The organism is Silvanigrella aquatica (assembly GCF_001907975.1).
GTDB lineage: Bacteria > Bdellovibrionota_B > Oligoflexia > Silvanigrellales > Silvanigrellaceae > Silvanigrella > Silvanigrella aquatica.
Genome location: NZ_CP017834.1, coordinates 1,479,552 through 1,491,293 on the forward strand (window position 1 = coordinate 1,479,552; position 11,742 = coordinate 1,491,293).

Sequence of the window (11,742 nt, forward strand, 5' to 3'; positions counted from 1 at the left end):
CCTAATACAAATTTTCACTCTTCGCCAAAATTTTATCAGCCGTAATGAATTCATAAAAATAAAATATAAAAGATATAGAAGTATAATTATTATTTTATATTTGAAGGTTTTTCATGCGGCATCTCTTCGTTCTTTTTTTAATTTTCATGCTTATAGGTTGTAACTATATCAATACGGGCTCGTTATCTGTTTCTGTAGAGCATCAGGGACAACCTGTTGCAAACACGTTAGTTACATTATTTTCATTTGAAAATTCTAATAAAAACTGGATAAAGATAGGTGAACAAAAAACAGATCGGTATGGTAAAGTAAAATGGAATTTAAATTTTTATAAGATCCAGAGTATTAAAATTACGGCACAAAATATGGACTTAGAAAATATTTATTTTCCTAGTATTAAATATACTAAAAATCCACAATGGTGGCAGGATCATGAATTAAGCTTAAAAATGAATTTAGAAAAATTTCAAGCAAAACTTAGAGTAAAATCAAAATCTAACATGGAAAACCAAATAGGTGAGCAAAATTCAGGTGCTTTGTTAGACTTTCCAGATGATCCTTTAAGCCAAAGTATTTCTATTGGTCAAATTGAATCTAATTTGCCGCCTGAAAAAAATATTGAAAATAATAAATTTGCATTTCATTTGGCAACTCCCACATTATTAGAAAAATCATTCCTTCCTGATTCCCTGCAAAGTAAAAGTCCCCCCAAGTCTTCTTTGATTACCATAACCGAAAATAAAAATGTTCTTTTTGAAGACAATTTAACTCTTGAAGTCTTTTTTCAAGGAAAACCACAGGACAATGTCCATGTATTTTCAGGACGAAATGCTACTCAATATATTTCATATATTGGCGTAACAGATTCTAAAGGAATCCTTTCCTTTAGTATGCCCCATCAAAGTCGTTCCGATACTCTTATTATTAAAAAAGCCTCTTTCTTAACTCAGGTGAGGCCTTTGACTCCAGGTAGTGGAAAACAAAATTTACGCATCGATTTATTAGAAGGAAAAAGTACCGATTTTATTTTGCAAAGTTATGCTTATGGTGTGGGAAGAGGAATGGATAAAACCGAGTTAAAATCAAACTCTCTTCGCGTTGATATTGCGGGGATGACAGGTTTTGTTACAACTAATAAAGCTTTAGATGAGAAAGTTATTTTATCTTTGGAACAAAAAAATGCTTTTCCTAATGTTATCGACTTTAAAGTTTTAAAAAAATGTCTTGAACTTCATACTTTCGTCAATCAAATTCCGACGCTTTATGTTTCAAGTCTTTTGCCCTATAAACCCTCTGTAGGTTTGATTGAACCTTCTTTGAATTCTCAATTACAAACCAATGCGGTCTGGAGAAGGGTGAGAAGAGAGTTTTTTTCCCGATTTATGAATGAGCCACTTATGCGGGGCATCATTCCCGATGACATTGTGCGCATGTCAAATAAAATCGGCGTTTCCCCCTTAGAAATGGCAACAACAGGTTGGAAAAATTCAATTTTTTCAGAGGATTTAGATATGCTGCTTCAGATTCAATATGTTGAATCTGAAGAGGGTAAGGGCTTTTCCCTTGCAGGAAAAGTATTTGATAAAACTGGAAAAATTATAATGGAAAGAGTTCTTCCTGTGGTACCAGAAGAAGCCGAAAAAATTTCTGCTAAAATGTACTCCAGTTTGGTTTCGAGTTTGCCCGTGGAAGGGAATGTGGTGAAAAAGAATAAAAATGAAGTGACAATCAATTTAGGAAAAAATTTTGGTATTTCGGAAGGCGATAAATTTGTAACATTTATTCAAAAATATCCTTTTTCGCCACCAGAAAAACCTATTGGCATATTAAAAGTAAAATCAGTAGGAGATAAAGAAAGTATTGCTGAAATTGAACTTGGAAAAGAAAAAATAAATACAGTGGATGTGATTCGGGTCACAAGATATCCTGATAAAATGATTCAGCAAGATTTGCAAAGTCAAATTGCGAATTCATTATAAATAAAAATTTATGATTAATATAAACTATAGTGAAAGAAATTTTGGGAGATTAAATTGAAATTTTGTAATATATTATTGACCTCATTTTTATTTACCGGTTGTTATACTCTTGAGCAAGGAGTAGGGCAAATTAATTTATTTGTAAATCAAAAACCCATTGATGAAGTCATACAAAAAAACCAAGAACCACAAGAAAGACTTGATAAATTAAAGGTTGTGCAACCTGTTCTTGAATATGCAAAGTCTGAAATTGGATTAACACCCGGCAAAAGTTATCAAAAGTATGTTCCTTTAAAAGATCCTTACGTAACATGGATTGTACAAGCCGCAGATAAACGATCTCTTAATTTAAAAACGTGGTGGTTTCCCATTGTTGGAAGTCAGCCCTATCTTGGTTTTTTTAATAAAGAAAGTGCTTTAAAAGAAAGGGAAAAGCTCTTAAAAGAGAATTATGATACTTTAGTTGGTGGTGTATCCGCATTTTCTTTATTAGGTTATTTTCCCGATCCTCTTTATTCGTCCATGCTCGATCATTATACCATGCCTCAATTTATTGAAACTCTGATTCATGAGTCTTTGCATAGAACGCTTTATATTCCAAACTATTATTCATTTAATGAGAATTTAGCCGATTTTATTGCTAAAAAAGCCACTAAACAATATTTAGATTTACACCCTGAATTAAATCAGGATTCAAAAAAATATGTTGAAGAATATCAAAAAAATTTAGTAGCACAGAAAAAATTTCAAGAGTATTTAGTTAAAATAAAAATCGAATTAAATCAGTTTTATGAAAATGCAAAAGAAAATCGTGAGTTTAAAAATGAACAAATATTTTTAGCAGAAAGAGAAATAAAATTTAATAAAATTGCGGCTGAATATAAGGCATTTATGAATGGAGTTGAAATAGGAACTTCATACGAAAATTCATTTCAAAATGGTAAAATAAATAATGCTGTTATATTAGGATATTCTATTTATGAAGCAAAGCAAGAACCCCTTGAAATTGCTTTTAAAAACTCGGGAGGAACGCTTAAGACAATGCTGAAAAATCTTGAGGTTTGTCTGTCTTCTTCTCCGAAAGATGAGGAGGATTTATGGCAGAGAGTTGAGGACTGCCAGAAGCCTGTTTCTTTGGGTGAGCATAAAGAATAAACAAAGGAACAGCTGCAATTAAAATGATACCTATAAAGGCATATGATGTGTGGTTAGCATATGAATTATTCATAATACCACTAAAACCAGGGCCTGTTATCATACCTAAGGAATAAATAAGATTTAGAAAACCATAGGCTATATGGTAAAGTCCCTTCATTTCAGTTTTGTCAATTTCATCTGCAAAGGCAGAAAGCACAGGGCTCACTGAAAAGGCACAAGCGGCACCCAAAACAGCCATGAGTATAAAATATGCGGTTAAATTTTGCATATAAGACATTAGTATAAAGATAACACCACTGCCAAAAATTCCAAAAGGGATGATTTTTATTTTACCATATTTATCTGCAATTTTTCCTGCTATAGGTGAAAAAATTCCTAAAGCTAAAACCTGGATACCAAATAAAAGACCAATTGTTTCACTTGATGCATTTAGATTTCTTGATGCATAAATAGATAAATTAGGTTCTAAAAAGGATAGCATAAAAGACTCAAGCAAAACAATTCCTGATAATGCTAACAATCTGTTACTTTGTGCTGTGTGAAGGATAAAATCAATATTTTTATACGATCTTTTTTCTTTAAAAATTTCGTTTTCATTTGGCAAGATAATAATAAGGACTAAGCTAATAACTCCAAAGAGAGCAACTCCTAAAAAGGGGTACTCAATGCCTCCTAATTGGTATAAGAATCCCGCAAAGGGAGCTCCAATTAAGTGTCCTACAGAAACCCCCACCATAGCCGTTGCCAAGGCCGTAGAGCGATGTTGCGGATGCACACTCTGTGCAACTAAGCTCAATCCACAAGTCCATGTGATTGCAGCAGAAGCACCTTGTAAAAAGCGGGCAAAGAGTAAAAATTCATAGGAATTTCCAAATGGAAAAATAACCGAAGATAATATCAGTAAGATACCACCTGTTATCAATGCATTTTTATTTCCAATATGTTTGGATATTAAGTTAACAAAAGGAACGCATATCAATAAACCAATGGCATATGTTGCCACGAATAAATTTGTTTCGTAATTGGATAGATTTAAAATCTTATCAGAAAATATAGGTAATAAAGGAACAACAATACCATAATTCATAGCATCTACAAACATAGATATAGCAACAGCAATTACAATTACAAATTTTTGATTTTTTAGTTTTTCAATAGCCGATAACATGACAGCACCTGTATATATTTAGACCTAACTTTGTACAGATATTTTTTATATCTGCATTCAATTTTTAATTTTTATTAAATTGAATTTTACTTTTTCACTGCTTGACCAACATTCCTTGGACAAGTCAGTCGACTTTTAGGTTAGACCGGTCCAGGGCTAGTGGGGAGCAAGCTAGTGCCGTTTGATATGAACTTCATGAGCACCTCGCAGCTTATTTGTCACAATATATATAATATCACAAAAGATACATAAAAACAACATCTCAAAAACGCCATAAATTTAATTTAAATATATCCGACACTTCAAGAGAATCCTATGGAGTCTTTGGTGACTTCGCCTAAGTATTCGGTAGGTTCCTTGTAATTTTTAAATATTTTGGTAAGTATTGTGATGTTAAAAAACAATTGTAGCAGATTCAAAATTCTCATGACTTAGCGTTAAGTTTTTGAAAGTCGTGATTTTTATATTTTTTGGAGAGAGCAATCCCTTTTAGAGGAGCACAGGATGAAGCTATTTTCTCGTATAGAATCGTTGGGGCATGAGCAGGTTGTAGTTTGTCATGATCCCGCTTCCAAATTAAGAGCCATCATTGCCATTCATGATACGACTCTGGGTCCCTCTTTAGGGGGCACTCGTCTCCTCCCCTATGAAAATGAGGATGATGCCTTAACTGATGTTCTGCGCTTGAGCCGTGGTATGACCTATAAGGCAGCCTGTGCTGGTTTGTCTTTGGGGGGAGGAAAGGCCGTTATCATTGCTGATCCGAAACAAAAAACAGAGCAGATGTTTCGTGCTTTTGGTCGCTTTATAGATTCTTTGGGGGGGCGTTATATCACAGCTGAAGATATGAATACCAACGTAACAAATATGGATCATATTCGCCTTGAAACACGTTATGTAACAGGAGTTTCAACTGGTTTAGGAGGAAGTGGCGACCCTAGCATCATGACAGCTAAAGGAATATTTTATGGGATACAAGAAGCGGTAAATCATCGCCTTGGAAAACGTGATTTAAATGGGGTAAAAATATCCTTACAAGGCGTTGGTTCTGTAGGGAAGCATTTGTGTAAAATGCTTTATGAAAAAGGGGTAAAATTATTTGTTACAGATATTGATGATAAGAAACTAAAAGAGATTCATTCTTTATATAATGCAACTATTGTTGCTGAAAAAGATTTTTATTCCCTCGATGTTGATCTTTATGCACCTTGTGCCCGCGGAGCAACATTAAATTCAAATAATATTCAAATTTTAAAGGCAAAAATAGTGGCAGGTTGTGCGAATAACCAGCTTGAAGATGAAGACAAACATTCAAAGATGTTGAAGGATATGAAAATCCTTTATGCACCTGATTATGTGATCAATGCCGGAGGTTTAATTAACGTTGCTAACGAAATTACGGGCTATGATCCTGAAAAAGTAGAAAATGAGGTTGCTCGTATTGCAAATACTTTAGATTCCATTTTTAATGAATCGGATAAGCAAGGGGTTTCTACCCATGAAGCGGCAAAGCGATTTGCTGAAAACCGAATTCAAAATGTTGCAAATTTAAAAAATATGACTAAGTTTGCAAGTTCAGCTATAGGAAACTTAAAAAAGTAATTTATGCAAAAACCTCTCATAGACTATTTGCCCTCCCGGTTTTGGTTAATGAAAACAGAGCCGGACGTCTTTTCATTTTCTGATTTAGAACAACGATTAGGACAATGTGAACAATGGGATGGCGTGCGCAATTATCAAGCACGCAATTTCATGATGCAGGAAATGAAGGTGGGAGATAAAATATTATTTTATCATTCCAATGCCCAACCTTCTGGAATTGCAGGTCTTGCCGAAGTGGTGGAAGCAGCTAAACCCGATTTAACAGCACTTAATCCGAAATCAGAATATTACGATCCCAAAGCAACTCCTGAAAATCCAAGATGGTATGCTGTTACCGTAGGAAAACCCAAAAAACTTCACCGATTTGTTTCTTTAGCAGAGTTACGCGAATATGAGCCCTTAAAAGAAATGCTCCTTTTAAGAAAGGGGCAGAGACTTTCCATTTTACCTGTTTCACAAACAGAATTTAATCACATTTTGCAATTGGCTATTCTTCATAAATAAAGGAATTTAGTATGAAAAATGTTTATATTGTCGCTGCTAAAAGAACCCCTATTGGACGTTTTCAAGGTGCTTTAAAAAATGTATCTGCCGCAAAATTAGGAGCCACAGCTGTAAAAGCTGTTATGGAGGCATCTCAGGTAAATAAGGATCTTATAGATGAAATCATCATGGGTGAGGTTCTTACCGCAGGAGTAGGGCAAGCTCCTGCGCGGCAAGCTGCTTTATATGCTGAATTACCGCACTCAGCTCAGGCTCTGACAGTAGGAAAAGTCTGTGGCAGTGGATTGAAATCTGTGATTTTGGGAGCTCAATCCATATTGGTAGGTGACGCACATTTGGTAATTGCAGGAGGACAGGAAAGTATGAGCAACGCTCCTTATCTTCTTCCTCAAGCACGAGAAGGGATGCGCATGGGGCATAAAGAAATCGTAGATTCTATGATTTTAGACGGCCTGTGGGATCCTTACAATAATTTACATATGGGTAGCTGTGCGGAATCTTGTGCGAAGGAATATCAATTTACTCGCACCGAACAAGACTCTTTTGCTGTTGAAAGTTATACAAGGGCACGTAAGGCAATTGAAACGGGAATGTTTAAAAATGAAATTTGTCCTGTTACGGTGACAAACTTTAAAGTAACAACTGTAGTGGATACAGATGAAGAACCCATGGCATCGGATTTGTCTAAAATTGGCAATTTAAAACCTGCCTTTGAAAAAGACGGTTCTATTACAGCCGCTAATGCTTCTAAAATTAATGATGGTGCAGCTGCTTTATTACTGGCATCTGAAGATGCCATTCAAAATCATAAAATAAAACCCTTAGCTAAAATTGTCAGTTGGGCAGGGCATGCACAAGATCCCAAGTGGTTTACCACGGCTCCTGTGGCGGCAATTGAAAAGGTCTTAAAAAAAGCAAATTTATCTATTAAAGATATTGATCTATTTGAAATAAATGAAGCCTTTGCTGTTGTTACTTTAGCTGCTATGAAAAAACTTGAAATACCTCATGCTAAAGTTAATATTCAAGGTGGTGCCTGTGCTTTAGGGCATCCTATTGGAGCAAGTGGGGCTCGCATATTGACAACTTTAATTCACGCTCTCATGTACCAAAAAAAGAAATATGGTTTAGCAACACTTTGCATTGGCGGTGGTGAGGGAATTGCTTTGGTTGTTGAAATATTATAGAACCATAAAACAAATAATTTATTATTTTATAAATAAATAAAAAATTTTTAAATTCAATTAATAAATTGTCATTTATACATTTAAGTATATATGGGTTTAAATTAATAATTTTAAGCCATTGCAAATATTGCTGATACCAATTTAAATTTAACTAGAGATTTAACCATTAAAAATCATTATTTATACGGTATTACTTTAATGGCGACATACGAAGTGGTGCAAAATGTAGGACTTGGTTTAGGATTTACGTTCAATAAACACAATATCAAATTTCAAAATTCTATCGATGTTCAAGCTTCGCATATGACCCATTTTAACGAAATGTCTGCAAATCTTACCGCCACATACAGCCTCTAAAAATATTATTTTTAAAATCTCAACCATCGCAAAACAGTAGTGGTTTTTTGTATCAAAATAAAATTTAATAAATTATTTGTGTATTTTTATTTTTTAAACTACAAGATTTCTTGTTTTTGTTTTTTTAATAAATAAATTTACTTTGGGGGTAGATAATGAAAATAAATAAATACTTAAGTTTGCTATCAGTTGCTTTGCTTTCAAATTCAGCATTTGCTGAAGAAAGTCTTACAAATAAAAATGAATATAAAAATAATATAGATGTTTTGGGTGGCATAGGATATACAAACTATAGTGATTTTCAGATTGATGGAAATAAACTCCCTTCAAACTACAATATGAATGGATTAAATATGAATGCCGCCGCATTGTATTCCATTTATCCTTCCTCTTTTGGTTCTCCGGTTTTAGGTCTTGGGTTAAATTATACCTATGCCGATGTGACATTTAAATCTGATGGAGGTTCTCAAATTAAGTTTGGAATCTCGTCTTTGTCATCAACAGCTCATGCGGGTTATAAATTTCTTCCTATAGATGATGTTTCGATATATGCTTTAGCCAATTTTGGCTATGGTATTTATACTAGACAAACTAGTGATATAAGTTCAGGTTCATATACTTCTAGTTCAGATAATACAGGGCATGCTCATTTTATTTATGGAGGAACTGTTGCTGCAAGTTACTCCCTAGATAAAAACTGGGCTGTTGGTTTGGGCGCGACATGGCAACAACACTACATGACAATATTAAATAGTTCAGAAAAGTTTAATGAAATTTCTGCAAATTTGATAGCATCATATAGTCTTTAAATTTAAAAAAATTTAAAAAGCCTCTTGAACTTCATTTTCATTGGGGCTTTTTTTTATACTTTAAGGTATGATCCCCACTGAGCAGTTGCTGCGTCGTATTGTTTGGAGGAGCATTTGAAGAAAAAAAGTCACTCTCGTAAGGAGTCTATGGAAAACGTTGCCAATGGTAGGGAGAGTTTTAAAAGATCGCAAAATCCCAAAAAAAATTCTTCACAGGGAGATCGAAATCCCAATAAAGAAAATCATGCGGAACAAGGTAAATTCGATCGGAAAAAAAAATTTCGCAATGACAAATGGGAGCCGCGTACTTTTAAAGATCCCCTCCATGCCTTTGATTCTTACTTAGAAACAAAATTTGGCGCAGAAAATCTGCAAAAATATGCGGAACAAGCTAAAAAGAAAATCAACTCTTTAGTTTTAGGTGAACTGAGTGCTGCGGAAATGGGTTTAGCTACAACGCATCATGGAGAAAAAAATAATCATTTAAATGCTCATAAATCTGAAGAATCAAATACATTTCAACCAAAATTTCAGCCTAATAAATCTTATATTAGAAATAAAAAAGAATATATTGATAAAAATAAAGTTGAAATAAAACCAGAACAAGTTATTGAACAAGAATATGTTCCTACCAGAGGATTTGCGTTAGCAAAATATAAAGAAAAAAATTCTCATTTAGAAATTCAAAGTTCTAAACCAAGTTTAAGTAAAATAAATCAAGAAAATGAAATAAAAAGTCAACTTAAAACTCCGGGTGGTCTTTTACTTGATGAGTGGCAATACAATGCGCTGCAAGCTTTATTAGCTGGTAAACATGTTATAGTTGATGCTCCAACATCTGCTGGTAAAACACGCGTAATTGAAGCTTTATTAGAATATCGTATGAAAGAAGGCGGCAAGCTTATTTATACCAGTCCTGTAAAAAGCTTAAGTAACGATAAATATCGTGAATTTAGTGAAAAATATGGACGTGATAATGTTGGTATTAATACAGGAGATTTTAAAGAAAATTTAAATGCTCCTATTATGCTTGCCACTCTTGAAACTTACCGTAACAGTTTGCTGGGTATTGAGCCAAACATGAATCGCCGGGTTGTAGTTTATGATGAGTATCATTTTTTACAAGATGAAAGTCGTGGCAGTGCTTGGGAAGAGTCACTTATTCTAACGCCTAAAGGCAGCCAGCTCGTGTTACTTTCAGCAAGTGTTCCAAATAGTGACGAGTTTGCTTCCTGGATTGAAAGTTTAACGGGTAAGGAAACAGAAGTTGTAAAAGTAACAAAGCGTCCTGTTCCTTTAGTCCATGTTATTTATACCAAATATGGTTGGATTTTTGCAGAAGATCTCAAATTAAAATCTGATGATTATATGCATTTATCAAAGTTATGCAAAATGCAACGCCGAGAAAATAGAAGATTTCGTGGTCGAGATGTCTATAATTCTTTTGTGCAACCCATTGTCTCTGCTCTTGATCTGAATATGGGTCCTATTGTTATTTATGCTGGCAGACGAGGAGATGTTGAAGGAATTGCTCTCAGCTTTGCAAAACATTTCAAAAAAGATTATGAAGGCAAAGAAGCTGACAAATTAAGAGAAAGATTAAAAACATTATCTGGTTTTGAATATGTACCTGCTGAATTACAAAAACTTGTGACACGTTATGGCGTAGCTTATCATCACAGCGGGATGATTCCTCCCGGCCGTGTTGCAATTGAATCTTTATTAAAAGAAGGATTGCTGCGTGTATGTTCAGGAACTATGGGAATAAGTCTTGGAGTAAATTTCGCAGTACGCAGTGCCTTTATTTCCGATGAATCACGACCTAGTGAAGGTGGCGAAACTCTTTATTCCAATACCGAAGTTATGCAAATGCTGGGACGAGCGGGGCGTCGTGGTCACGATAAGCAGGGGTTTTCGTTGTGGTTTCATGCGGGTCGCTATGCTTCGCAAAGACCTAAAGACAGAGAACCTTGTCGTAGTTCTCTTAAATTCGACCCCACAACTGTTATTGGTATTTTGGGGCAGCATCAAAGTATTGCTTATTTATCAAGCTTTTACCAAAAATCATTTTTTATGAGATCACGCGATTCTTCGCAAGTTTTTGTTGCCGATCATGACCTTCTTTCTGCTACTTTATATCAAAAAGTAGGAATAGATAAAATTGCCTGTCAAGATATTCCAAATACCTTCCAGGAATTTCACAAAGGTAAAAAGCGATCTGATGTGGCTTGTAACCATTGCCCTGCAAAAAAACATTGCCACTCGATGATGACAACTGCAAATACCAGTATGCTAAATAAAATTATTCAGCATTTGCAAGAAGTAGGTGCCCTGGAAGGATCTGTTCCTACAAAAATGGGTCAATTAGCAAGACACTTTCCGCAAGCAGGTGGTTTACTTATTGCCAATTGGCTTGCCCAAGGCTATTTAAATAAAGATACTTTTTTTGATTATTTGCAAGCTATGGCGGCATTTGGTGCGGCGCATTTTAAAGAAATTCCTGATAATCATGCCGATATGGAATTTTTAAATGATTTAAATATTCCTACTCTTATTGATAAATATTATCCTAACTCTCTTTTTCCCGAATTATACGATGAATTAAAGCCAAAAAGAAGAGAAGAATCTGAAGAAACTATAACTGTATTTAGAGAATTTAATTTAGGTGCCGCTTCTATTGTAAGGCATTGGTTAAATCCACGGACACAATGGGAAGATTTAGTTGAAGATCACTCTTCAAAATACTTTTCCGCCGGTGATTGTATGAATGTGCTTTTTCGTTTCTCTACCTTCTTACAAAGTTGCGGCCGTTTGGGTGAATTTGATCCTGCTATTGCCGCTGAAGCCAAGCGTTTGCAACGCATATTATTAAGAGAACCTTTAGATGCACGCAATCGCATGCTTGTGGAAGAAGTGGATGAATTTGAAAATGTACCTGTGAGCGAAGCGGAAGTTTAGGAATATTTTTTGCGATCAAC

At 34.6% G+C, this 11,742-nt stretch carries 8 protein-coding genes and 1 pseudogene; 8 read left to right on the forward strand and 1 reads right to left on the reverse strand.

Annotated elements, in window-relative coordinates; translation table 11 throughout:
* The first annotated feature begins 113 nt into the window (after nucleotides 1–113).
* Both AXG55_RS06150 and AXG55_RS14965 read left to right on the forward strand, forming a co-directional pair.
* Nucleotides 114–1,979 carry a hypothetical protein gene (locus tag AXG55_RS06150; protein WP_148697253.1) on the forward strand — a complete coding sequence of 622 codons (1,866 nt, stop codon included), beginning with the start codon at nucleotides 114–116 and terminating at the stop codon, nucleotides 1,977–1,979.
* Nucleotides 1,980–2,033: 54 nt separating this feature from the next.
* Nucleotides 2,034–3,134: an aminopeptidase gene (locus tag AXG55_RS14965; RefSeq protein WP_272866913.1), complete on the forward strand. Its 1,101-nt coding sequence runs from the start codon at nucleotides 2,034–2,036 to the stop codon at nucleotides 3,132–3,134.
* Between the two features lie 28 nt (nucleotides 3,135–3,162).
* Here AXG55_RS14965 and AXG55_RS06160 read toward each other — a convergent pair.
* Nucleotides 3,163–4,305, reverse strand: a pseudogene (locus tag AXG55_RS06160) (MFS transporter); the annotation flags it as partial.
* 504 nt (nucleotides 4,306–4,809) lie between these two features.
* Here AXG55_RS06160 and AXG55_RS06165 point away from each other — a divergent pair.
* The 6 genes from AXG55_RS06165 to AXG55_RS06185 all read left to right on the forward strand — a co-directional run bounded on the left by AXG55_RS06165 (nucleotide 4,810) and on the right by AXG55_RS06185 (nucleotide 11,722).
* Complete coding sequence (locus AXG55_RS06165) at nucleotides 4,810–5,907, forward strand: Glu/Leu/Phe/Val dehydrogenase dimerization domain-containing protein (protein ID WP_148697256.1); 1,098 nt, start codon at nucleotides 4,810–4,812, stop codon at nucleotides 5,905–5,907.
* Nucleotides 5,908–5,955: 48 nt separating this feature from the next.
* Nucleotides 5,956–6,411: an EVE domain-containing protein gene (locus AXG55_RS06170; protein ID WP_233231418.1), complete on the forward strand. Its 456-nt coding sequence runs from the start codon at nucleotides 5,956–5,958 to the stop codon at nucleotides 6,409–6,411.
* 11 nt (nucleotides 6,412–6,422) lie between these two features.
* Entirely contained in the window at nucleotides 6,423–7,598 is a 1,176-nt protein-coding gene (locus AXG55_RS06175; RefSeq protein WP_148697258.1) for a thiolase family protein, read from the forward strand.
* Between the two features lie 198 nt (nucleotides 7,599–7,796).
* Complete coding sequence (locus tag AXG55_RS14830; protein ID WP_233231419.1) at nucleotides 7,797–7,955, forward strand: hypothetical protein; 159 nt, start codon at nucleotides 7,797–7,799, stop codon at nucleotides 7,953–7,955.
* A gap of 155 nt (nucleotides 7,956–8,110) precedes the next feature.
* The gene (locus AXG55_RS06180) at nucleotides 8,111–8,764 is read left to right on the forward strand and encodes an outer membrane protein (protein ID WP_148697259.1); all 654 of its coding nucleotides are present in this window, start codon (nucleotides 8,111–8,113) and stop codon (nucleotides 8,762–8,764) included.
* A 114-nt stretch (nucleotides 8,765–8,878) separates the two neighbouring features.
* A complete protein-coding gene (locus AXG55_RS06185) occupies nucleotides 8,879–11,722 on the forward strand; it encodes a DEAD/DEAH box helicase (RefSeq protein ID WP_148697260.1) in 2,844 nt (947 codons plus the stop codon).
* Nucleotides 11,723–11,742 lie beyond the last annotated feature (20 nt).

Excerpts from the sequence above, each read along its gene's own strand:
- AXG55_RS06175 (WP_148697258.1), top strand. The coding sequence starts at position 6,423 with ATGAAAAATGTTTATATTGTCGCTGCTAAAAGAACCCCTATTGGACGT.
- AXG55_RS06150 (WP_148697253.1), top strand. The coding sequence starts at position 114 with ATGCGGCATCTCTTCGTTCTTTTTTTAATTTTCATGCTTATAGGTTGT.
- AXG55_RS14830 (WP_233231419.1), top strand. The coding sequence starts at position 7,797 with ATGGCGACATACGAAGTGGTGCAAAATGTAGGACTTGGTTTAGGATTT.
- AXG55_RS06180 (WP_148697259.1), top strand. The coding sequence starts at position 8,111 with ATGAAAATAAATAAATACTTAAGTTTGCTATCAGTTGCTTTGCTTTCA.
- AXG55_RS06170 (WP_233231418.1), top strand. The coding sequence starts at position 5,956 with ATGAAAACAGAGCCGGACGTCTTTTCATTTTCTGATTTAGAACAACGA.
- AXG55_RS06165 (WP_148697256.1), top strand. The coding sequence starts at position 4,810 with ATGAAGCTATTTTCTCGTATAGAATCGTTGGGGCATGAGCAGGTTGTA.